Origin of the sequence: Chelatococcus sp. YT9 (assembly GCF_018398315.1) — a bacterium.
Taxonomy (GTDB): domain Bacteria; phylum Pseudomonadota; class Alphaproteobacteria; order Rhizobiales; family Beijerinckiaceae; genus Chelatococcus.
Genome location: NZ_JAHBRW010000001.1, coordinates 2578627 through 2602175, shown reverse-complemented (window position 1 = coordinate 2602175; position 23549 = coordinate 2578627). Strand labels below are relative to the sequence as shown.

21 protein-coding genes and 1 other RNA gene are annotated in these 23549 nt (G+C 63.3%); 10 read left to right on the top strand and 12 right to left on the bottom strand.

The genetic code is table 11. The features are described 5' to 3' along the window. The first annotated feature begins 115 nt into the window (after positions 1-115). Positions 116-922, top strand: coding sequence for a transglutaminase-like domain-containing protein (locus KIO76_RS11880; RefSeq protein WP_213323471.1), 807 nt, complete (start codon positions 116-118; stop codon positions 920-922). Positions 923-932: 10 nt separating this feature from the next. Here the strand turns inward: KIO76_RS11880 and KIO76_RS11875 are convergent, their stop codons facing one another. Then, the gene (locus KIO76_RS11875) at positions 933-1868 is read right to left on the bottom strand and encodes a metallophosphoesterase (protein WP_213323470.1); all 936 of its coding nucleotides are present in this window, start codon (positions 1866-1868) and stop codon (positions 933-935) included. 71 nt (positions 1869-1939) lie between these two features. Next, positions 1940-2893: a tRNA (adenosine(37)-N6)-dimethylallyltransferase MiaA gene (gene miaA, locus KIO76_RS11870; protein WP_502761853.1), complete on the bottom strand. Its 954-nt coding sequence runs from the start codon at positions 2891-2893 to the stop codon at positions 1940-1942. A 48-nt stretch (positions 2894-2941) separates the two neighbouring features. On the opposite strand from miaA, the gene serB reads away from it, so the two are divergent. From serB to yegS, 3 genes are all read left to right on the top strand, one after another. Next, on the top strand, positions 2942-3874 hold the full coding sequence (gene serB / locus KIO76_RS11865) for a phosphoserine phosphatase SerB (protein ID WP_213323468.1): 933 nt from the start codon (positions 2942-2944) through the stop codon (positions 3872-3874). 61 nt (positions 3875-3935) lie between these two features. Next, positions 3936-4949, top strand: a complete 1014-nt coding sequence (locus tag KIO76_RS11860; protein WP_213323467.1) for an Lnb N-terminal periplasmic domain-containing protein — start codon at positions 3936-3938, stop codon at positions 4947-4949. Between the two features lie 6 nt (positions 4950-4955). Beyond that, entirely contained in the window at positions 4956-5921 is a 966-nt protein-coding gene (gene yegS / locus KIO76_RS11855; protein WP_213323466.1) for a lipid kinase YegS, read from the top strand. On the opposite strand, the gene KIO76_RS11850 is transcribed toward yegS, so the two are convergent. Continuing rightward, positions 5840-6595, bottom strand: coding sequence for a phosphatase PAP2 family protein (locus KIO76_RS11850; protein ID WP_249729576.1), 756 nt, complete (start codon positions 6593-6595; stop codon positions 5840-5842). The two genes, yegS and KIO76_RS11850, sit on opposite strands and share 82 nt — an antisense overlap. Positions 6596-6868: 273 nt before the next feature. Here KIO76_RS11850 and KIO76_RS11845 point away from each other — a divergent pair, with 273 nt between their 5' ends. Beyond that, positions 6869-7777, top strand: coding sequence for a lipid kinase (locus KIO76_RS11845; RefSeq protein ID WP_213323465.1), 909 nt, complete (start codon positions 6869-6871; stop codon positions 7775-7777). Between the two features lie 88 nt (positions 7778-7865). Here the strand turns inward: KIO76_RS11845 and KIO76_RS11840 are convergent, their stop codons facing one another. The 7 genes from KIO76_RS11840 to KIO76_RS11810 form a co-directional block, all read right to left on the bottom strand. Continuing rightward, positions 7866-9353, bottom strand: coding sequence for a DegQ family serine endoprotease (locus KIO76_RS11840; protein WP_213323464.1), 1488 nt, complete (start codon positions 9351-9353; stop codon positions 7866-7868). 180 nt (positions 9354-9533) lie between these two features. Beyond that, positions 9534-9728, bottom strand: a complete 195-nt coding sequence (locus KIO76_RS11835; protein WP_213323463.1) for a DUF2065 domain-containing protein — start codon at positions 9726-9728, stop codon at positions 9534-9536. A gap of 140 nt (positions 9729-9868) precedes the next feature. Then, entirely contained in the window at positions 9869-10804 is a 936-nt protein-coding gene (gene hflC / locus KIO76_RS11830; protein WP_213323462.1) for a protease modulator HflC, read from the bottom strand. Continuing rightward, entirely contained in the window at positions 10801-11946 is a 1146-nt protein-coding gene (gene hflK, locus KIO76_RS11825) for an FtsH protease activity modulator HflK (protein ID WP_213323461.1), read from the bottom strand. The genes hflC and hflK overlap by 4 nt, the downstream gene beginning before the upstream one ends. Before the next feature lie 291 nt (positions 11947-12237). Next, complete coding sequence (locus tag KIO76_RS11820) at positions 12238-12765, bottom strand: dihydrofolate reductase (RefSeq protein WP_213323460.1); 528 nt, start codon at positions 12763-12765, stop codon at positions 12238-12240. A gap of 141 nt (positions 12766-12906) precedes the next feature. Further along, complete coding sequence (locus KIO76_RS11815; protein ID WP_213323459.1) at positions 12907-13701, bottom strand: thymidylate synthase; 795 nt, start codon at positions 13699-13701, stop codon at positions 12907-12909. A 318-nt stretch (positions 13702-14019) separates the two neighbouring features. Next, positions 14020-14430: a hypothetical protein gene (locus KIO76_RS11810; protein WP_213323458.1), complete on the bottom strand. Its 411-nt coding sequence runs from the start codon at positions 14428-14430 to the stop codon at positions 14020-14022. A gap of 372 nt (positions 14431-14802) precedes the next feature. On the opposite strand from KIO76_RS11810, the gene ssrA reads away from it, so the two are divergent. The 5 genes from ssrA (at position 14803) to KIO76_RS11785 (ending at position 17980) form a co-directional block, all read left to right on the top strand. Continuing rightward, positions 14803-15173: a transfer-messenger RNA gene (ssrA, locus tag KIO76_RS11805) on the top strand. A 42-nt stretch (positions 15174-15215) separates the two neighbouring features. Beyond that, complete coding sequence (locus KIO76_RS11800) at positions 15216-15824, top strand: SspB family protein (protein WP_213323457.1); 609 nt, start codon at positions 15216-15218, stop codon at positions 15822-15824. Between the two features lie 176 nt (positions 15825-16000). Beyond that, positions 16001-17392 (top strand): class II fumarate hydratase, encoded by a 1392-nt coding sequence (fumC, locus tag KIO76_RS11795; protein WP_213323456.1) that lies wholly within the window; start codon positions 16001-16003, stop codon positions 17390-17392. Positions 17393-17510: 118 nt separating this feature from the next. Continuing rightward, a complete protein-coding gene (locus KIO76_RS11790; protein WP_213323455.1) occupies positions 17511-17729 on the top strand; it encodes a DUF4169 family protein in 219 nt (72 codons plus the stop codon). Beyond that, entirely contained in the window at positions 17726-17980 is a 255-nt protein-coding gene (locus KIO76_RS11785; protein ID WP_349629378.1) for a ribbon-helix-helix domain-containing protein, read from the top strand. The genes KIO76_RS11790 and KIO76_RS11785 overlap by 4 nt, the downstream gene beginning before the upstream one ends. An 8-nt stretch (positions 17981-17988) precedes the next feature. Here KIO76_RS11785 and KIO76_RS31590 read toward each other — a convergent pair whose 3' ends face one another. Together KIO76_RS31590 and KIO76_RS11775 are read right to left on the bottom strand one after the other, a co-directional pair. Beyond that, positions 17989-21840, bottom strand: a complete 3852-nt coding sequence (locus tag KIO76_RS31590; protein WP_213323454.1) for an AsmA family protein — start codon at positions 21838-21840, stop codon at positions 17989-17991. A gap of 258 nt (positions 21841-22098) precedes the next feature. Further along, positions 22099-23529, bottom strand: a complete 1431-nt coding sequence (locus tag KIO76_RS11775; protein WP_249729575.1) for an FAD-binding oxidoreductase — start codon at positions 23527-23529, stop codon at positions 22099-22101. Positions 23530-23549 lie beyond the last annotated feature (20 nt).

The window sequence follows — 23549 nt, the reverse complement described above, 5'->3', positions numbered from 1 at the left end:
AGACTATAAGGCCTTCGCAGGGGTTTGCTTGCACCCTCGTAACAGCCGTTCGCGGGGGTTGGAGGTGTTGTGGCTTGGCTCGAAGCAGATCAGCTTGAGGTGGAGATGAGCAGCGATGAAAATTCGTGCGGGCTACGAGATCACGTACGACTGCCCGCAGCGCACGCCGATGCTCATCCTCTTGAGCGTGCATCCCTCACGCGAGCAGGATCTCATCACACCGCAAGCCATTACGCCCGACCCGCCGATACCCATCACCTCTTACATCGACAGCATGGGCAACCACTGCGGCCGGCTGACCGCGCCGGAGGGGCGGCTCACCCTCGCGGCGAATTTCGTCATCAGGGACAGTGGACTTCCAGACCCCGTCGTCCCCGACGCCCCGCAGCATGCCATCGAGGATTTGCCAGACGACGTGCTGGTTTATCTTCTCGGCAGTCGCTATTGCGACACCGACAAGTTGGCGGACAGGGCCTGGGCGCTTTTCGGCGAGATCCAGCCCGGGTGGGCACGTGTGCAGGCGATCTGTGACTTCGTGCACGATCATATCGCCTTCGGCTATGAACATGCCTCGACCGCGCGGACGGCCTCGGACGGCTTCGCGGAACGGATCGGCGTCTGCCGTGACTATGCGCATCTCGCCATCACATTCTGCCGCTGCATGAATATCCCGGCGCGCTATTGCACCGGCTATCTCGGCGACATCGGCATCCCGCCCGTTGATCTGCCGATGGATTTTAGTGCCTGGTTTGAAGTCTGGCTCGGCGGTCGCTGGTATACCTTCGATGCGCGGCATAATACGCCGCGCATCGGCCGAATCCTCATGGCAACTGGCCGGGACGCGACGGACGTCGCCATCTCGACCAGCTTCGGCCGCAGCAGCCTCGTCCAGTTCTCGGTGATGACGGACGAGGTGACGTAAGCCTTTGGCGTCAGACGGCGCGGATGCTGAGGGTGCGGCTCGTCTCGCGACCGAAACCACGGATCGCGATCTTGTCGCCGTAGACCTCGACCACCGCAAAGGCCGATGTATCGGGCGTGTCGACCATGCCCTTGAAATTGACGAAATACTTGCCCGATACTTCGCCGTAGTTGCCTGCATGGTTGTGGCCGTTGAAAAAGGCCACGAAATTATCGTAGCTCGTCAGCAGATCCACGATCCGCTCACTGTCCCACAGATTGTGGATATTTGCAGGAAAGACGGGATAGTGGCAGAGCACGATAACCTTTTCGCCCGCCTGCTTGGCCTTGTCCAAGGATGCCTGCAGCCAGGCGAACTGCTGGTCGCTCAGCGAGCCGTTCCAGGTCATCGCGTTGATGGCCTTGGCTTCCTGCAGCTTCTTCAAACGCTCGCGGGCTATCTCCTGCTTCGGGTCCTTGGGACCGGTCGAGAACAGGCTGACATCATTGCCATCGAGCACGATGAAGCGATAATCACCGCCCTTGAAATCGTAATACGCGCTTGGCATGCCCGCCGTTCGGACGACCGAGTTGAGATAGTCGGCCGCGACCTCGTAATCATGATTGCCGAGCAGGAAGAACTTCTCATGCCTCAGAGCATCATAGAGCGGCATGATATCGCCGAAGCTCTGCCAGTGGCGATCGATGATGTCGCCAAGGGTCGCGACAAACTGCAGGTCTTCCTTGTTGAGGGTCTTGATGGCCTCGGACAGCTTCCACAGGCTGTTGGCGTAGAAGCGGGTGCCCTGCGGGTTCGGCGGAACGGGCGCATATTGCGGATCGGCGATGATGCCGAAGCGGAAGTCCGGGCTCGCCTGCGCGCTTGCGCTCGCGGCGCCGAAGCCCGCGAAGGGGGCCATAAGGGCGGCCATGCCGCCGATTTTCAAACTCTCGCGACGCGTGATCATAAGGGGCTCCCTCAGTGGAGATCGCCCCGTCTAGCTCAGGCTTGATGGCACTGGTGTGACAGCAAAGACGATCAACCGTCGTCCGTGCCGAGCACCATTGGCCACTCGAGCCAGCCCTGAGCGGCTACAGCCCTCTCGGCCTCCTCCGGCGTGACCCATTGAAAACCGCCGAGCTGGTGCCGAAAAAAGGTGAACTGCCGCTTGGCGTACCGACGCGTGTCGCTTTGCGCCTCGCGGATTGCCTCGTCGAGGCTGATCTCTCCTCCGAGATGGCGGATGAGCCAGGGAACGCCATGAGCCCGCATGACCGGAAGATCCGGGTGAAGCCCCCGCGCGGCGAGCGTCCTGACCTCCTCAAGCGCGCCGGCCTCCATCATGGCGAGAAAGCGCCCATCGATGCGGCGGGCGAGCTCCGTGCGGTCCGGCATGAGGAACAACCCCAAGCGGTCAGCGCGGGACAGGAGGCCCGGCCGCTTATGGCTGCGGAAGAAGGTGAGCGAGCGGCCAGTCGCCGCCAGCACCTCCAGCGCTCGCAGAATGCGCTGACGATCCGTCGGCCCGATCCGCGCCGCGCTTTGCGGATCTCGCACCGCCAGATCCGCGTAGAGCAACGGCGTATCACGTCCCTCGGCCCGCGCCCGCACGTTGCTCCGCACGTCCTCGGGAACGGGCGGAATGTCGGACAAGCCTTCGATCAACGTCTTGAAATAGAGGCCCGTGCCGCCAGTGATGATGACCGGCGTGCGGTTCTCCCTCGCCGAGGCCAGCAGCGATTCGATATCTGCGAGATAGCGGCCGACGGAATAATTTTCAGCGCCGTCGACATGGCCGTAGAGCGCGTGCGGCACGACCGCCTCATCCTCGACGCTCGGCCGCGCCGTAATGATCCGGAGGTCGCGGTAAACCTGCATCGAATCCGCATTGATGACGATGCCGCCACAGCGGCGCGCAAGGCTTATGGCCAACGCGGACTTGCCTGACGCGGTTGGCCCTGCGATGAGAATGGTTCGCAGTCTTTCCGTCACGTCAACGTCCTTTCCCATTCACCCCGTTTGCATGGCCACCCTATCCGCATGACCGACACCACCCAGACGCATGTCGCGACGTTGGTCGCGGCCCCGGGAAGCGATCTCCTCAGCGATGCCCTTATCGCACGCGTGGCGCAAGCCCTCCCTGAAGCCGGGCTGCCCGCTCGGCTCGATCCGGCGATCGCGGTTGACATACCCTTCCACCCGGCGGTCGAGACCGGCGCGGACCCGGATCCGCGCGTCATGGCGAAGCGTGCCCATGTTGCGCTCGATGGATTGCCGATCGATGTCATCGTCCAGCGGCAGGCGGAGCGGCGCAAGCGGCTGTTCCTCGCCGACATGGATTCAACCATGATCGGTCAGGAGTGCATCGACGAACTCGCCGACTTCGTGGGGCTGAAGGACAAGGTCGCGACCATCACCGAGCGCGCCATGCGCGGCGAGATCGCCTTCGAGCCGGCGTTGCGCGAACGCGTCGCCCTCCTCGCCGGTCTCGATGTGGGCGTGGTTGATCGTATCATCGCCGAGCGCATCACCCTGACCCCAGGCGGTCTGACGCTCATTGCGACACTGCGGGCGCGGGGGGCTTATACCTGCCTCGTCTCGGGCGGCTTCACGCTGTTCACCACCAAGATCGCCGCGGCCATCGGCTTCCAGGAGAACCGCGCCAACGAGCTCCTGACCGAGGGCAGCAAACTCTCCGGAAAGGTCCAGGAACCGATCCTCGGACGGGAAGCGAAACTCGCCACCTTGCAGGAGCTGCGTGAAAAATTCGGGCTCGCCGCGCATGAGGTGGTGGCTATCGGCGACGGCGCCAATGATCTCGCGATGCTCGGAGAAGCTGGCCTTGGTGTAGCATTCCGTGCCAAACCAGCCGTGGCCGCTGCCGCTCACGCGCGCCTCGACCATGCCGATCTCACCGCCCTCCTCTTTGCTCAGGGCTATCGCAGCGATGAATTCGTCAGGCCGACCGACTGAGCTGCAAAACGACACCGCCGCCGCCGCGCGCGGCCGCTCTCGGTATCTGTGGGGTTTGCGCATGATCGCGGTCGCCCTGCTCACGGTCGCGATCATTCTCTGCGGGATCTGGTGGTCCGGGGCATTATGGTTCCGCCTGCCTGTCGGCCCATATGGGCGATACGCCGCGATCGCAGCTTGGTGCGTGCTCTCGCTGGGCACCATCGTCATGGTTCTTCGGGGAGACTGGCGACCGCTCCTTCCCTACGCCGTCGTGCTCGTCGGGCTTGGCCTGTGGTGGAGCACCATCAAGCCCTCAAACAACCGGGAATGGGCCGATGACGTCGGCGAGATGCTTTCAGCCGAGATCAACGGGAATAGCGTCACGCTGCATAACGTTCGCGATTTTGAATGGCGCACGGAGACGGACTATACGCCTCGCTGGGAAACACGCAGGTATGATCTCGACACCCTGACTTCGGTCGACATGGTGCTGTCCTACTGGGGCCGGCCAGGCATCGCCCACACCCTGGTGTCCTTCGGCTTTGCCGACGGCCAGTACGTCGTCTTCTCGGTCGAGATCCGGAAGGAGAAGAACGAGAGCTTCTCGGAGATCGGCGGCTTCTTCAAGGAATTCGAGACAAGCATCGTCGCCGCCGACGAGCGCGACATTATCCGGCTGCGACCGAATGTGCGCGGTGAGGACACCTATATCTACCGGATTCGCATGCCCAAGGAGGCCGCGAGATCTCTGTTTCTCGCCTATGCCGAGGCGGCGAATGCCCTTAGGCAGCGACCGCGCTTCTACAACACCATCACGGCCAATTGCACCACCATCGTCTATGAAATGGTGAACCGCATCGTGCCGGGCCTGCCGATGGATTACCGGCTCGTACTTTCAGGCTACTTGCCGGAATATATCCACGATGTTGGCGGCCTCGAGACCAACTACAGCGTGGCCGAACTCAGAGCACGAGGCCGGATCACGGAACGCGCTATCGCGGCTGACGCAAACCCGGACTTTTCCCAGGCCATCCGTGCCAACGTGCCCGGCATCCCTGAACCCATGACCGCGATCACACACGGCAACAGGTGATGGATCATGACCAACATCCGCGTCATCCTTCACGGAAAGGCGGCTGGTAACGCGGAGGTGCGCCACGCGGTCCGCGCCTTGCGGCGGGACGGCCACGGCGTCAGCGTCCGGGTGACCTATGAACCAGGCGATGCGGCGCGGATGGCGCAGGAGGCCGTGGAGGCCGCGCGCCAGGGCGACGTCGATGTCATTGTGGCGGGCGGTGGCGACGGCACCGTCAATGAGGTGTTTTCAGCTGGTTTGACGGCACGTCCGCCGGATCGTTGCTCATTTGGTATTCTGCCGCTCGGCACGGCCAATGATTTCGCCCGCTCAGCCGACATACCCGTCGCCGATATGACCGCCGCCCTGCGGATCGCGGTGGAAAGGCGAGCGTGCATCATTGATGTCGGGCGCATCAACGAGCGGAACTTCATCAATGTGATGACCGGCGGCTTTGGATCCCGCGTGACGGTGGAAACCGATCCCGAACTGAAGCGCCGTCTCGGCGGCTTCGCCTATCTGCTGACAGGGCTTAGCCGGTTTCGGGAGCTCTCGTCGAACAGTGGGCGTTTCATCGCTGAGGACTTTGAATGGGAGGGACGCTTCCTTGCCCTTGCGATCGGCAACGGGCGCCAGGCAGGCGGGGGCATCCCGCTCTGCCCCGATGCGCTGATCGACGACGGCCTGCTCGATCTGATGATCCTGCCGGAACTCGGCGCGGAGGAGCGTCTGGACGCGCTCAGCCGCCTGCTCAGCCAGGGCGCGGCTGGTATCGAAGAATTGCTGGTGCGCGTTAGAAGCCCTTGGATCGAGTTCACATCGGATGAGGTCCTGCACGTCAATCTCGACGGTGAGCCGATGCACACGACGCTGTTCCGCGCGGTCTGCCAGCGCCGTGCGCTGGCTGTTCACCTCGGCTCGACAGCACTTCTCGGGCCAGGCTCGGGCGCCAAGGGCGCAACGTCGCTGCGAGCGGACCACCGTCCTTGAGCGAAAACCAGCACCAGCCAGCACGTCATGGCCCAAGCCGCCCCGGCGCACCAGCCCGCCAGCACGTCGCTCGGCCAGTGCACGCCCAGATAGAGCCGGCTCAAGCCGACCAGGAGCGTCAGCCCGATTGCAACCGCGAGGATATACATACGAACGACGCGCCGCTTCTCAACCCGCGCCAGGAGCACGCCAATCGTGAGATAGGTAATGGCAGAGAGCATCGCATGGCTGCTCGGGAAACTGAGCGAATGGATATCGACGAGATGGGCCACAAGGTCGGGCCTCGGCCTGTCGAAACGCAGCTTGAGAAGATGTCCGAGAAGAAGTCCGCCCCCCATGGATACAGTGATCAATAAGGCAATGGCGCGCTTGTGCACGAGTATGAGATAACCGATCACCACTATAACGATCAGCACCAGCACCGGAATGCCGCCAAGGCTGGTGATGTCGCGCATGACGATTTCCAGCCACCGCGGACCAATGGGATCAGCAATATCAGCAGGATTGCGCAAGGCGAGGAGAATCCCCGTGTCGAACGCCTCCAGCTCGCCCGCGCGCATTTCCTCGGCAACCGCAAGGAAGCCGAGGATCCCGCCCGCCACCACCAGGAGAGCAATCACTAGGCCGACTTCGCGCAGCGCCCCTTTCGATATGGCCGTGAAATCGAAGCCCAAGCTTTGTCCTCCTTATGCCCTTGCGACGCCATGGACGCTCCACGATCTATCTCTAGATAGAGGTAGACTTGGTTCGGAGCACCCCTTCTGAGGCCACAAAAGCAATGTCGTCACCCCGCAGGGTTCGAGCCGGTTCAAGGGATGCAGCTTTCTACCAGAGCGAGGCCCGCATTCCGCAGTGAAGCGGCTGTCCCGCACTTCCCGTCTTCAGGACAATTTTAATCCCTTCAACAGAGCGTCAAACAGCGCCCATGCCGTGAGGCATCCACTGACATGGCGCAGCTCCACGTGGAGATCATCTTGCCAGAAGCCGCACGCAAGGCCCTGCTCGTTATAAATCGCCATGCACGCAACGGGTATCCCCTTCCGGAGGCAGCACTCGATCGCCTTCGCGCCGGCGGCATCGAGCTCATGGAGGCTGATCCGCTTGACGTCGCGGTGTCTATCGACAACGCACGCGCTTCAGGGTGCAACTGTGTCATCATCGGCGGCGGCGATGGCACCCTGAACAGGGCGGCCCCCGCCCTCTCGCGGACCGATCTGCCGCTCGGGATCCTTCCGCTCGGCACCGCCAATGATCTTGCCAGAAGCCTTGCCATACCCGCCTCGCCGATCGACGCGGCCGGAATTATCGTCGAAGGGCATCACCGTCCGATCGATCTCGGTGAGGTGAACGGCGTTCCTTTCTTCAATGTCGCCAGTATCGGCTTCAGCGCCGACCTCGCGCACGAACTGACGGCCGACGCCAAGAAGCGCTATGGCACCCTGGGCTACGCGCTGGCAGGCCTGCGCATCCTGGCCCGGATGCGACCCTTCACGGTGACGATCGAGCATGACGGCAAACGCGAGGTCATCCGTACGGTCCAGGTGTCGGTTGGGAACGGCCGGCATTATGGTGGGGGCCTTACCGTGGACCTCGACGCGCGACCGGATGACGGCTTGCTGCACGTCTACAGTCTTGGCGTCGAGCACTGGTGGCAATTGCTGGCGCTGCTCCCCGCCTTGAAGCAGGGCACTCACGGACGATGGCGCGACGTCTACACCTTCACCACGACGGCCTGCACAGTCGAGACACGCCGGCCTCGCAGCATCAACACCGATGGAGAGCTCACGGGCAAGACCCCGGCGAGCTTCCATGTCATCCCGGGAGCCGTCGAGGTGTACACGCGTCCGCTGGCCTAAGAAAATGGCCGCCCCGAACTCCGGGGACGGCCATTATGACGAGTTCTGCCTGGTGTCGCTGTTGCGGAAAGCCGCCGCTCCGCCCTGTCTACTCGATGGTGACGGCGACGAAGCGCACTTCACCCTGAGCATTGGCGACGAGAAGGAGCGCTGACTTTTTGCCATCCTTCTTCAAGGCCTCGACACGCTTGGTGACGTCGGCCGGCGACGAGACCGACTCCTGGCCGACTTCCATGATGATATCGCCACTCTGGATGCGCTTGTCGGCAGCTGAGGAATTCGGATCGACGCGCGTGACGACTACGCCCTTCAGCTCGTCCTTGATCGAGTAGCGGCGGCGCAGGTCGTCGGTGATGCTGGACAGGTCGAGACCGAGTGCCTTGCGCGCCACCGGTTTCTCGGCACCGTTATCCCTCGACACATTCGCCTGCTTCTCCCCGTCCTCGAGACGGCCCAGCTTGACGGTCGCGGTGGTCTCCTTGCCCTTGCGGACAAAGACCACTTCCACATCCTTGCCGACCGGCGTCGCAGCCACCATCCGTGGCAGGTCCCGCGCGCTCTTCACTTCCTTGCCATCGAACTTGGTGATCACGTCGCCAATTTCCATGCCGATGGGCTTGGCGGGACCCTTTTCATCGACGCCCGCGACGAGCGCGCCCCGGGCCTTTTCCAGCCCCAGAGCCTCCGCGGTTTGATCATCGACACCCTGGATGCGAACACCCAACCAGCCGCGGCGCGTCTCGCCGAACTCACGCAACTGGTCGACGACAGTGGAAGCCATCGACGAAGGCACGGCGAAACCGATGCCGACGGATCCGCCCGTGGGAGACAGGATGGCCGTGTTGATGCCGACCACTTCGCCGGCCATGTTGAACAGCGGGCCGCCCGAATTGCCGCGATTGATCGCCGCGTCCGTCTGAATGTAGTTGTCGTAAGGGCCTTGGTCGATATTGCGGTTGTGAGCCGACACGATACCGGCCGAGACAGAGCCGCCCAGCCCGAACGGGTTGCCGATCGCGATCACCCAATCGCCGATCCGCAGTTTGTCGGAATCACCGAATTTCACGGCCTTCAGGGGCTTGTCGGGTTTCACTTTCAGCACGGCGAGATCAAGCTTGGAGTCCTTGCCGAGAAGCTCGGCTTTCAGCTTCGTGCCGTCATTGAAGATGGCCGTGATCTCGTTGGCCTCTCCGATAACGTGGTTGTTCGTCACGATGATGCCCGACGAATCGACCACGAAGCCGGAGCCCAGCGAACTGGCACGGCGCGGCGGCTGAGGCGCATCGCCTCCCTGCCCGCGGCGCTTGAAGAATTCCTCGAACAGATCCTCGAACGGCGTGCCTGGCGGCAACTGCGGCATGGCGCGTTCGCGCGCGGAACCGCCCGTCGTGGCCGCCGAGATGTTCACCACGGCATCCGTCACCTGCTCGGCGAGGTCGGCGAAGGTTTCAGGCCCCCGCGCCACGGCTGGTAAAGGAGCCGCCAGCGTGATGGCCGACACGATCGCTATCGCAGATGCGACCCGCCTCGTCTGCGTCGCCACCACGGACATCGATAACGTCGAAAAACCGGCCATGGAGCCCTCTATCTCTTTGAAATCAACGCCGCCTCTGGGCAGCTCTTATTGAAGCACGAATAAGGCAACCCCGCGACGGCTCCTCTGTCACTTCCCCGTCAACGCGCGCTTGCGGCAACATCATCCGGCACGGAGATCACCGGCCAAGAAAATCGTGTTCAAATCCTGCACTTACAAGTCCTAGACGATGCCGCTTCGCACAATCCAGACGATGAAGACGCCCGCTACCGCCGAGATAACGCCCACCATGCGCATCCGTTCAATCGGGGCCTCCGCGGCTTCTGCGAGCGCCTTGCGCGTGGCGGCCGGAAAAGCCGCGAACACGATCCCTTCAATGGCGAGCAACAGGCCCAACGCAGCCAAGAAATCGGTCATGCCAGGCCCCCGCACGCCATCACAACATGGGTGAAGGAGGGGCGCCCTCCTTCACGTGCACTCTTTTTTGTCTTGTACGCGAGCATGCGGATGCAAGAGGAAAAACGGCCATCACCGTCCGCATCCGGCCGCATGCTCGATCAGGGATTGGTAGCCGGTGCGCCCTGGACGGCGGCAGGCGGCGTGGTCGCGCTGGGCAATTTCCCTGCAGGATCAATGAAGTAACGGAAAAAGTCCGAATTCGGTGAAAGCACGAGACGCGTGCCGCCAGACGCCTGCGCCCCAAGGCTCGATTCGTAAGCCTGCATCGAGCGGAAGAAGGCGAAGAACCCCGGATCCCTGCCATAAGCTTCGGCGTAGACGCGGTTGCTTTCCGCATCACCCTCACCGCGCAGAGTCTCAGCTTTCTGGTTCGCATCGGCCTTGATGACCGTCACCTCGCGATCGGCGCGAGCCCGGATACCTTGGGCAAGCTCGGAACCTTGGGCGCGGATGTCGGCCGCCTCGCGTTGGCGTTCGGTCTGCATGCGCTGGAAGACGGCCTGGCTGTTCTGCTGCGGCAAGTCCACCCGGCGAAGGCGCACATCGACCACCGAAATGCCGAGCCCATTGGCCTGCTTGTTCACTTCCTGGCGGATGCGCTGCATCAATTCCTCGCGGCGCGTACGCACCACGTCGGTGAAGCTCGCGTCAGCCACGTACTGGCGCACGGTTGAGTTGATGATGTTGGCGAGGCGCAGGTTGGCGCCTGCCACATTGCTCACCGTCTGGTAGAAGCGAACGGGATCTGAGATGCGATAACGCGTGAAGGCATCGACCACGAGACGCTTCTGATCAGAAGCGATCACCTCCTGCTCGGGCAGGTTGAGGTCGAGCACGCGCTTGTCGAGATAGACCACGTTCTCGACCAACGGCAACTTGAAATAGAGGCCCGGGTTCGAGATGACCTCGCGCACGCCGCCGAAGCGAAGCACGAGTGCCTGCTGGGTCTGGCTGACGACGAAGGTCGCGCTGTAGAGGACAATCAGAAGGATGAGAACGACAATAATGCCGCCGGTCTTGAGGGCGCTGCTCATCGCGTGGCTCCCTGACGCACGGTGGAGCCCTGCACCGACGGTGCCGACCGCTGCAACTCACCCAATGGCAGATACGGCACGACCCCCTGGTTCTCCTTGGAATCGATAAGCACCTTGTCCGAACCCGACAAAACGCGCTCCATAGTCTCGATGAACATGCGCTCGCGCGTCACGTCGGGCGCGGCCGCATAGGCCTCATAAACTTGGGTGAAGCGCGAGGCTGCACCGCGCGCCTCGGCGACAGCACGTTCGCGGTAGCCCTCGGCGGCCTGGATGATGCGCGAAGCCTCACCACGCGCTTCGGGGACAACGCGGCTCGCGTAGGTCTCAGCCTCGTTCCTGATGCGGTCCTGATCCTGACGGGCAGCCTGCACGTCGCGGAAGGCGTCGATGACCTGCTGGGGCGGGTCCACCTTCTGGAGCTGTACCTGGCGGATCTCGACACCCGCTCCGTATTCGTCGAGCAGCTTCTGCATCGACTGGCGCACCTCCGCCTCGATCGCACCACGGTCGGTCGTCAGCACCGACTGAATGTTACGTCGGCCGACGATCTCACGCATGGTGCTCTCGGCCGCGGCCTTGATCGCCGCATCCGGATTCTGGAGATTGAAGACATAGTCCTGCGGACGCGAGGGGCTGACCTGCCACTGCACCGTGAAATTGATGTCGACGATGTTCTCGTCGCCGGTGAGCATCAGGCTCTCCTCCGGCACCTCGCGCGCCGTCGATACACGACGCGTGGTGTCCCCCGTGCGCTGGCCCACTTCGATCGTGTTGACCGTCGTCACCTGCGGCTTGATCACCGATCCGATGGGATAAGGGAAGTTGTAACGCAGGCCTTCACCGGTCGTGCCGACATAGCGGCCGAAAATCATGTTGATGCCGACCTCGTCGGGACGCACCGTATAGAAGCCGGTGGCCAGCCACAGCAGTACAGCGCCGAGGCCGATCAGGGCTATACCCCGGCCGCTGGCACCACCGCCGCCGCCAGGAATGATGTTGCGCAGCTTGTCCTGGCCACGCCGGATAAAGTCCTCGAGATCCGGCGGGTTACCGCCGCCGCCGCCTCCCGAAGGGCCCGATCCCCAAGGACCGCCGGGCTTTTGGCCCCACGGACCGCCGCTGTGGTTGCTCCAAGACATGCTCAGCCGTTCCTCACTGCCGCCGTGTTTGGGGTCCAGCTCCGCCCAGCACTCAGGCCGGCCAAACCCGATCCCAAACCATCAAGTTTCGCACCATCCAGCGGCCGCGCCCGTTTTCGTACAACAGGTCAGCGGCCTATCCGCATGGCGCGCCCGCGAAGGGTTTGCTCAAGGTTGATGGGTTGCCGAAGGCCCCCATGTCAAGCGCAAGTGGGGTTAAAACCATAGTTCGTCAACTCACGAGGTTATCAGGGATGGCGGGACCCCGCCGAAATCGCGCCATGCCGAGGATCAGCGGGCGCTCTCACCCTGTCCCCGCTCATAATCGATGAAGGTGAATGCATGATCGTCATGAGGCCCCGGCGCATGCTCCTCACGCAGGGTCTCACGAAAATCTGCGGTGTCGAAGGCCGGAAAGACCGTGTCTCCCGCCGGAGCAACATGCACGCGCGTAAGGTAGAGCCGCTGAGCATACGGCAGTGTCAGCGCGTAAATTTCTCCGCCGCCCGCCACCATCACAGTGTCGGCGCCCAGGTGGTCCGCAGCCTCCTCCGCCCGCAGCCGCGCCGCCATCAGATCGTGCGCCACCACGACGCCATCGGGTGCAAAGGCAGGATCGCGCGTTAGCACGACGACGGCCCGTCCGGGCAGCGGCCGGCCGATGGAATCGTAGGTGTTGCGCCCCATGAGCAGAGGGCGCCCCTGGGTCAAGCGCCGAAATCGCTGGAGGTCGGTGCGCAGGTGCCACAGCAGGCGGTTACCTCCGCCGATAACGCCGTTATCGGCCACCGCCGCGATCAGAGCGAGCGGCTTCGTCATCGCGGCACGCAAACGGCACGCTCGGACAGGGAGAAAAGCATCATCACACTCGCTTCACAGGATCTGCCTCACCCGCGCAGAATTGCCAGCCACGATGAATCTGCGTGATTCGGCGCGGCAAAACGAGGTCGGCACGGGCTATCAGACGGCAACCGGCGCCTTGATGGCGGGATGTGGATCGTAGCCTTCGAAGACGATGTCATCGAAGCCGATCTCGAACAGCGAACGGACGGCAGGGTTCAGCCTGAGGTGGGGCATCGGCCTGATATCGCGGGAGAGCTGCAGGCGCGCCTGTTCAAGGTGATTGATGTAGAGATGCACATCCCCGAAGCTGTGCACGAAATCGCCAACACCGAGGCCGCATTCGTGAGCCACGAGATGGGTGAGCAGAGCGTAGCTTGCGATATTGAACGGCACGCCGAGAAATACGTCAGCCGAGCGTTGGTAAAGCTGGCACGAGAGACGCCCATCAGCCACGTAGAACTGGAAGAGGCAGTGGCAGGGGGCAAGCGCCATCTTGTCCAGATCGGCTGGATTCCAGGCGCTCACGACAAGGCGTCGCGAATCGGGGTTGCGCTTGATCTCGTCGATGACCCAGGCGATCTGATCGACGACCTTGCCATCCGGCGCGGCCCAGGAACGCCACTGACGGCCATACACGGGACCGAGATCACCGTTCTCGTCAGCCCATTCATCCCAGATCGAGACACCATGGTCTTTGAGATAGCGGATGTTCGTATCGCCCTTAAGGAACCAGAGCAGCTCGTGAACCACTGATTTCAGATGCACGCGCTTAGTCGTGACCAGCGGGAAGCCTTCCGTCAGATCAAAGCGCATCTGGTAACCGAACAACGACAGGGTACCCGTGCCGGTGCGGTCGGATTTAGAGCGTCCCTCGTCAAGGATGTGGCGCAGAAGATCGTGATAGGCCTGCATGGTCACCTGCCGCATGGGGCGAAGCGCGAAAAAGCGGCTTGAACGATTAGAAACCCGTCAAGCCCTCCATATGGTAACGAAGCGGCGGATCTTCAGCAGCCCTCTTGCGGCATTTCTTGTGCATAACGGATGTGGGGGGCAGCTTCGCTAGCCGGCTGCCCCGCCATATACCCCGGCGCCATGCAATCCTCCGGATGGATCGTCACCCAACCGGATGCGTTCGGACCTGGGATCCCGGTTTTGCGCGCGGTCCGAAACGCCACGTGGCGCTAGCTAACACTGTGAGAGGTCGTTAAAAAATATAAACAAATCAACATATTAATAGTAATAAGCCGCATGCGTCCAGGGTGATACCGTCGTGTAGGCGGCGCGGTGGATCACACGGCGGACCACGTGACGGTGCGTGGCGACAACGTAGTGCCGGCGTACAATCCGGGTTGTCACCACCGGGGTCGAGACGACACGGGTGGTTATGACGCGGGTCCGCACCACGGGAGCGGCAACGACATGAGTGACGACCGGGGCTGTGCGCACATAGACACGCTCACCGAACACGCCGGAAGCCAGCGTGTAGCCCGACACAAAAGGACCTGCGACCGGACCGCCGAAATAGACGGGCCCGCCCGAGATGTAGCCGCCGGTAAAGATAACCTGAGCGGAGGCCGGAGCTGAGATCATCATGCCGCCAGCAATTGCGGCCGCTGCTACAAGCAATGCACGTTTCAACATGTCACTACCTCACAAACGAGATCAGAAAATGCTGATCGAATAAGCAATATTTCTAGGGTGCATTTGGTTTCACGATGCACGCATAACGAGCGTGTATGCGAAAAATACTTTGCATTTCCGTACATTACGGTGCATCCGGTGCCAATTCGGCGGGTACCGCAATACTCGAGATGTCCGCGCCGAGCGAGAGCTTCGACCTTGCCGTTCACGCCACGGTAGCGCGGGGCATGACAGTCCCGACGGCCCCCTCGTATCCCGCTGCTGAATGATCGAGAATGTCGTTGCCGTTCTGATGGGATAGGGGCCGCAGGCGTGGCCTGCGTCAAAAAAATGCAGGGAGCGACGCCCTGATTGTGCATCGGAGGGCAAGACGATCTTCCCAGCGGCCTCCAAGGTCCCTATATTATTCGTGCCGTCGCGAGACGGCTATGGCGATAAACGGCCATCGCAATAAACCTTTCGGACCCGGGGGCGGTACCCGGCGCCTCCACCAAAGGGCAGCGGCTTTCCATTCGGGGCGCGGCTGCCTTTCGGCGGGGGCGAAATAGGATCGACGAGGGTGTAAAGGGTGGACTTTTGCTCGGCATGGTTCCGCCGTTATCGGGCCGAACTTATAGTTGCCAACGACAACTATGCTCCGGTTGCCCAGGCTGCGTAACGCAGTTTAGGTACCCGATTTAAAGTCCCGGCGGTTAGCCCCGTCGGGCGGGGTTCGGAGGCACCTGGCAACAGAAGCCTCCACTTTCTTTTCGTCGTCCGTTGTTTGTCCCAAGCGTTCCGAGCTGATGGCCCAGGATCAAATTCGCTACGATCTCCATGTTCAGGAAGCCTTGCGCGGTGCCGTGCGCAAGATTCTTTCAGAAGTCGCACGTGATGGCCTGCCTGGGGACCATCATTTCTTCATCTCCTTCCGAACGCGCTTCCCGGGCGTCCGGCTGTCGGCGCGGATGCGCGAGCGCTATCCGGATGACATGACGATCGTGCTGCAGCACCAGTTCTGGGATCTTGCGGTCACGGACTATGCCTTCGAGGTTTCCCTCTCGTTCTCCGGCGTGTCCGAGCGCCTGCTTGTGCCGTTTGAGGCTGTCACGGGCTTCTTCGATCCTTCGGTGGATTTCGGACTGAAGTTCGAGACGGACAGTGAAGCGACGGGAGAGGACGCCAAGGACACCGGCTCCGCCGCCACACCCAAGGCGGACGCTGACAAGCCGAGAACCGCGAGCCTTGCTCCGGCGCGGCGCCCTGTTCCGACGGGTGCGACCGAGGAAGTTCGCGATCCACCTGCGAAGGTGAAGCCGGCCGCCAAGGCGCCACCCCCCTCGGAGCCGGCTGAGGCCGGCGCGGAGGCAGGCGCGGAAGTGGTGAGTCTCGACGCGTTCCGCAAGAAGACCTGATCAGTAACAGGTGATCGGTTTTGTGGACCCGCGAGTTGCGCGTCCTTCATCCTCGTGCGGGAAGGCGCGTATCGGCGTGAAAAGCCCTCCCGATTGGCATTTCTCCTGCGCCTGCCTCTCGACTCCTCGGCTCAAGGCTTATATGGCCTGCGCGGAACCGTGACAGGGAGCGCTTGATGTCCAAGACCCGCAGCGAAACTGATTCCTTTGGCCCGATCGATGTTGACGCGGACCGCTATTGGGGTGCGCAGACCCAGCGCTCTCTGCAGAATTTCCGCATCGGCGGCGAACGCCTGCCCCTTCCACTCGTTCATGCCCTCGCGCTGGTGAAGCGTGCCGCGGCGCTGGTGAATAAGGACCTCGGTGCTCTAGACCCCAAGCTTGCGGATGCCATTGCCACAGCCGCCACAGAGGTGATGGACGGCAAGTTCGACGACCATTTCCCGCTCGTCGTATGGCAGACCGGGTCCGGCACGCAGTCGAACATGAATGCCAACGAGGTGATCGGCAACCGCGCCAGCGAGATCCTCGGCGGTGAGCTCGGCTCGAAGAAGCCGGTGCACCCCAATGATCATGTGAACCGCGGCCAGTCATCGAACGATTCATTCCCCACCGCGATGCACATCGCCGCGGCTCGCTCTATCACCGCGCATCTCCTTCCGGCCCTCGCCCATCTCCATAAGGCGCTCAACGACAAGGCCGAAGCCTTCAAGGACATCGTCAAGATCGGTCGCACGCATCTGCAGGACGCGACGCCGGTCACGCTCGGGCAGGAATTCTCAGGATACGCCACGCAGGTCGAATACGGCATCGCCCGCGTGAACAAGACGCTGGAGGATCTCTATCGTCTGGCGCAGGGCGGAACGGCGGTGGGCACGGGCCTCAACGCCCATCCCCAATTCGCCGAAGGGTTCGCCGCCAAGGTCGCGGAACTGACCGGCCTACCTTTCGTCACGGCGCCGAACAAGTTCGAGGCGCTCGCGACGCACGACGCGATGGTCTTCGCCCATGGCGCCCTGACGAGCGTTGCTGCGGGGCTTAACAAGATCGCGAACGACATTCGGCTGCTCGGTTCCGGGCCACGTTCCGGTCTCGGCGAATTGTCACTGCCGGAAAACGAGCCCGGCTCCTCGATCATGCCGGGGAAGGTCAATCCCACCCAATGCGAGGCCATCACCATGGTCGCCGCCCAGGTGCTGGGCAATGAAACCACGATTTCTGTCGCGGGTTCCCAGGGCCATCTTGAGCTCAACGTGTTCAAGCCCGTGATCGGCTACGCGTTCCTGCAGTCGGTCCGGCTATTGGCGGACGCAGCCGTGAGCTTCGCCGACAACTGTGTGGTTGGGATTGAGGCGAATACCACCCGCATCGATGAACTCATGCAGCGCTCGCTGATGCTGGTGACGGCGCTGGCGCCGAAAGTGGGCTACGACAAGGCGGCGTCCATCGCCAAGGCAGCTCATCACAATGGTACCACCCTGCGCGAGGAAGCCCTTAAATCGGGCGCTGTGACCGCCGAGGAATTCGACGCCATCGTCCGGCCGCAGGACATGTTGAGTCCTCATTAGGATAAGGGATTTACCACTTACGACGCTGCCTCCAGAAAGCCGCAAGTTGCGATATGATGCCGCCCGGAGAAGAGTGTGAGCCGGCTACGAATGCCGACCACCGCGTGACGGGGCTACTATGGCGGAGATCGTCAATCTCAGGCAGGCGCGCAAAGCTAAGCTTCGCGCTGAGCGCGAGGCAGAAGCAAACACTAACCGCGCCCGGTTCGGAGAGCCAACAGCTCTGCGCCGGGCTCGGGACGTTCAGGACGAACGCGACAAGCGCCAGCTCGACGGCCATCGCCTGGAGCGGCCGCCCCGCGTTGAAGGGAGCGCCGATGGCGAACCCACATCATGATGGCTACCAATCAGAAATCCGCCGCGGGGCCTAACCTGGTCGCGAAGCGATCAGTCGTCATCGCAGGCCATCGCACCAGCGTTTCGCTCGAAGAGCCATTCTGGGAAGCGCTGAAGGAAATTGCCGCAGAAAACAAGCAGCCTATCGCGGAATTCATCGCGGCGATCGATGCGGGCCGCGCCGGTAATAATTTGTCCTCGGCCATTCGGGTCACGATCCTGGAGCACTATCGCAAGCGCTCCGTGAACTGAGAACTCCCTTACCGCAAGGGAGCAGAACCCGGCGGGGTAAGGTCGAGCGGCGCGGTTGTCCGGGGCCGCGCCAGGGGTTGCGTGCCCGTTGTCATGGACATGCCTACCGCAGCGGGGTTTGTTGGAACACGGACAGGCTGGACTGGTCGAACACCATGGCTGCTCAGCGAGGCGCGTTCCTGTGCCTCTCCTTCTCCCCGACCGATTGCCGTGTCCTCGTCACCCACGAAGGAAGGCACGATCGTCGGAAGCTCCGAACGCGGTGAGACCGGCACGGGCGGCACGGCGGGCGGCAGCGGCGCCTGCAACGGGAGGTTGTTTGTGCCCCCGGTTGTCGCCGGGTCCGAGCCGCCACCATCCGGGCTATTGCGTTCCTGGCCGTCTTGCTGCTCGGCCGCCCGCTTCTCCGCCGCCAAGCGCTCTCGTTCCAGACGAAGCTGGCGGATCCGCTCGGCCCGCTCCTTTGCGTCCGCTTCCAGCTTGTCGATCCGGTCGAGCTCGCGCGCGAGCGCGATGACGGCAAGTCCATTGGCGAGCGCGGCAGCCTCAACGCTGCGGCTGGGAGCGGTCAGGGGCCCCCGCCATGACACGGCGATTTCGGGAGCGGCACCGCTCCAGCCGGCCGGCAGCTGTCTCGATACCATCAAACCGCGCGCGTCCAAGGTGAGCGGTCCAAGTTCCACGGAGCCCGCGAGCCGCAACTGCACGTTTCGATCCTCGATCGTGACCGGCCCGAAGCGCAATGTTCCGCCCGCCAGCGTGAGAGGCATCACCGCTTCGGAGAGCGGCCAGTTCGATGCATCGAGCTCGCGCGCGACGGTGTCGCGGACCACGGTCGCTTCCGCGCGGATCGGATCCTGCGCCATGAGCTTGCCGATACCCCGCCCCATCCCGGCAGGATCGAGCCGCGCTATAGACGAGCCGACGCTACGCAGCTCGCCCCCACCGGACATGTTGGCGACCAGGGCCGCGACGCTCTCCCCCGAGCTTCCCGCTTCCATGCGGCCGGAAAGCCGCCCTCCAACGCCCTTGCCCAGGATCGCGGCCGCCTCCACATCCTTGAGCGCCACATTGCCGGTCAGCGCAGCAAGGCTGCCCTGCCGCTGGAGCTTCACATTGGCGAGCACGGAACCATTGCCGAAACGCCCGCTAAGATCACGGAGGGCGATGGCATCGGACGTGAGATCAAGAACAAGCTTGCCCTCCGCCAGCGCAACGCCGTCAACGACGTCTAGCCGGCCAAAGCCGAGTTCCAACTTGCCGAACACCGGCGGCATCGCCTGAACGAAGCGCTGTGACGGCCAGATCTGCCCCTTCCCAGGTGGAGGTACCGGCCCCAATGCCAGCGCGGCGAGATCCGCGAACCTTAATTGCGGCACCTTCAGCGCGCCGTCGATCTGGCCAGCCTCGTTGATGGCGAGGCGACCCTCAACGGCGGCGCCCCCGACGTCGCCCTTAAGGCCGGTAAAGACCACACCCTCCTGGGACAGGCGGCCGTCCGCCTCGAGATGCGCGGCCGTCCCTGGCTGAAGGCCCGGAAATGATCGCGCAAGCACCTGCGCCAAAGCTGCGAGGTCGCTCGTCGCGAGCTTCACTTTGCCCTGCGCAAGCGGTGGCATCCCACCGGGCTGAACAGGTCCACCGGGCTGAACAGGTCCACCGAGGCCTCCGGCAACCGAGAGCGTCGCGCCTGCCACCCGCAGCTCCGCCGTGCCGGCGAGATCGGCGAGGGTCCGACCCTTGGCGTCCAAGACGAGTCGCCCTTCGCCCGTGCCGGGAAGGGGTACGACATCGACGCCAAGCTGCCGCAGCAGATCGACACCATCGCGAGCCGTAAGATCCATGCGGATGCTAGCTTCGCCAGCTTGCGCAGCCTGATCCGCTCCAGGCGCAGGCAGACTGAGAGCCGTCCGGAACGCCGTACCGCCGCCCTGCCCTTCAAGGGTCGCGACCACAGGCCCTTGCGCATCCCGCCTCTCGGCTCTCAGGGCAAGCGTCAGCGGGGCGGCCAGTGGCGCGATCCGCTGCAATGTTTCGTTGAAGGACGGCGGTAGGAAACGCGAAGCAAGCGCCGCGATGACGGCCGGCCGCGGAGCCGACAAGCTTCCATCGATTTGCCCGCCATCGCGGCCGATGCGGCCCGCGAGCTTCATATTCGCGCCGTCGACGTTCGTCATCTCGGCGCTGGCGATCGTCAAGGCTTCGGCATCACGCGTGATTCTGGCTTTCAGTCGTCCGCTCGGGGAAGCAATCGTCCCGAAGCGAGGTGCCTCAAGATCGATCGACAGGCCGAGGTCCGCATCTGTCAACCCACCCATGCCGGCGTCCAGCAGGGGCATATTCGCGAGATTAAGCCCTTTGCCGGCGAGTTGCGCGTCAAACCGGGCGCGCTCCGCTCCCGTCGGTGGCGTATAGCGGAACAACCCGGACAACGTCGCATCGCCCGCGGTGAAGCGGATGTTGCGCGCGGCGAGTACCGCCGAGGACAGGGAGAGATCGGCGACGCCGCGCGATGCCGGCAGCGCAGCGATTGCCTCCATCAGCGGCCTGGGAAAACCAATGCGGCCAAGAGACAGGGCGAGGCGCGCCGGCTCCTTGATGCCGAACTGCACACGCCCCAAAAAGGCCGTCTCCGCACCAAAGTCGACGGTGCCGGACGCCTCCAGCCGCGCGTCCCCCGCCCCGGCGAGATGCAAGCGCTCGATCGTAGCCTTGCCGCCCTCGCGGCCGACGACGAGATCGAGCGGCCCAATTTCCTCACCCGCAATGGCGAAGCTCGCGGCCTGGACACCGATGGACGCCTTCAGCGAAGGCAGGATCGAGACAAGACGCTCCCCGATCTCGCCGGTGCGTACCGCGAGATCGGTGCCTTGCGCGATCTCCAGGCGGCGTGACGTCAGAGCCATTGACAATGACGGGCCGCTCCGCCCGAAATCGAGCTCCCCGGCACCTCCCAGCGCCAGGCCGGAGCCACCGGCTGCGTTGGTGACTTCGACGGTTTCCGCTTTCAGACGGCGCCCCACCGTCGTCACTGTCGCTGTGACCATCAGTGCGGGCGGCTGTTGGGCTGCGTCCTGCGCGCTATCGGCACGCACCATCTCGGCCGGCGGTAAGGGTATCACCGCGCCAAGCCGGCCATTGAATCCGGGCGCGAATACGCGTGAACCGCCTTTTGCGGTTGTGCTTGCGGCGAGGAGGAGATCGCCATCAATGTCGAGATGCGGCGAGGTCAGCTCGCCAATGGCGCCTTTGACACGCAGGCGCCCCTCGGCGTCGATCGTGCCGGTGGAAAGGCGCAGCGGCACGTTCCCTACGCGCCCGGCGATCCGCCATGGACCGGCTAGCGCCGTAGCCTGAATCTCGCCGCTGATCGGTCCGATATCGCGGACGCCGCCCTCGGCCTCGATCAGACGCAGCTGCCCCGCTTCCACGACGAGCTTCTCGATCCCGAAAGCGGTGATCGGCATTGGGATCGAGTTGTTGAGCTCGGGGAGCATGATACGTCCGTCGTCGCCCACCACGGCGGTGACCACCGGTCGCTCGAGCCGTGCTTCGACAACCCGGACCGCGCCCGACAGCAATGCGGCCGTTTCCAACTCCACCGACAGCGCGTTGGCCGTGATACCCGGCCGCCCCGCCGCCGGCGCACCAATGGTGACCCGGCCCAACACCACCCGCGGCGAAGGCAAGAGCCTCAGGTTTATGTCCCCTTGCGTTATGACCGGGAGCCCAAGCGCGCGCGACAGCGCCAACTCGACGTCCCCGCGTCGCGCGTCCCAATCGATGAAATAGGGAACCGCGAGAGCCGCGCAGAGCACGAGGACAATCAGGCCAGCGATGATCGTTAGGATATCGCGCACGCTTCTAGACTCATGGGATCAGTCGGTCATGGGCAGTCGGTTGCGAGAGAACGCGGCCAGGCGGCCACCACGGTCAGACCTATAGTAACGGGTTCCCGTCAAAAAATGGCGAGGGACACCAAGTATTTTGGCCAAAACGGTATGAGCTGCGCCGTGAGTCGCCGCGCCGGTACCCACACACCGTGCAGCGAACACATCTTGCGGCACAACTTGCCACACCATAGCGCCCCCGATTGGCATTTCGAGGGCATCTGCGCATTAAACGTCGACGATCTTGCCGGGATTCATGATGTTGAGCGGATCGATCGCCCGCTTGATTCGCGCCATCAGATCAAGCGCCGGCGCGCCATGCTCCGCCTCGAGATAGTGCATCTTCTTCTGACCGACCCCGTGCTCGCCGGTACAGGTGCCGCCCATGGCCAGCGCGCGCATCACGAGGCGCTTCAGAAATGCCTCCAACACTTCGATCTCGGCCGGATCATCGGTGTTCACAAGCGGCTGGACATGGAAGTTACCGTCGCCAACATGGCCAACGATCGGCGCGATCAGCCCGATCTCAGCAATATCAGCCCGAGTCTCTTCGACACAATCGGCAAGCTGCGAGATCGGCACGCAAACGTCGGTGGGCACTGGCCGCGCGCCCGGCCGGAGGGCGAGGGTCGCCCAGTAGGCGTCATGGCGCGCCTGCCAGAGCCGGGAGCGATCTTCCGCCTTGGTCTCCCAGATGAAGGGCCCGCCCCCGAGGTCCTCGGCGATTTCGCCAAAGCGCTCCGCTTGCTCGCGCACGCTCGCCTCCGTGCCGTGAAACTCCAGCAACAGCAACGGACTCTCCGGCAAGCCAAGCTTCGAGTGCAGGTTCACCGCCCGCACCATGGTCTGGTCCAGAAGCTCGATCCGAGCGACCGGCAAACCCGTCTGGATGGTGAGGATAGTGGCATCGCAGGCCGCGTGGACCGAGGGAAACGGGCAGATGCCGGCGGATACAGCCTCAGGAATGCCATGCAGCTTGAGGGTGATGGATGTGATGATGCCGAGGGTGCCCTCTGACCCGACGAAGAGGCGCGTCAGGTCATAGCCGGCGGAGGATTTCTTCGCCCGGCTCGCAGTCTTGACGACCTCCCCCTCGGGCGTGACCACAGTCAAGGACAGAACATTGTCCTTCATCGTGCCGTAGCGCACGGCATTGGTGCCGGAGGCACGCGTCGCGGTCATACCGCCGATGGAGGCGTCCGCACCGGGGTCGATCGGGAAGAACAGGCCCTGATCGCGGAGGAAGTCGTTGAGCTCCTTGCGCGTGACACCGGGTTCGACCACGCAGCTGAGATCCTCCGCGTGGACCGCGATGACCTTCTTCATCAGACTGGTATCGACCGAGATCCCGCCAAGCGGCGCGTTCACATGCCCCTCGAACGACGTGCCCGTCCCGAAGGGAATGACCGGTACCCGATGCTCGGCGCAGAGCTTCACGATCGCCACCACGTCCTCAGTCGTCTCGGGGAACACGACGGCATCCGGGGGCTGGCTCTGTACCCAGGTCAACGTGTTGCTGTGCTGCTCGCGGACCGCATGGCTCGTCACCAGCCGCGACCCGAAGTCGGCGGCCAGCACCTTGATCACGGCTGCGACCGCATCCGGAGAAGGACGAGTGGCGGTTGGCGCGGCTTGCAACATCTCGATCGACCCCTTCATCTTGCCTCACCCGCGACATT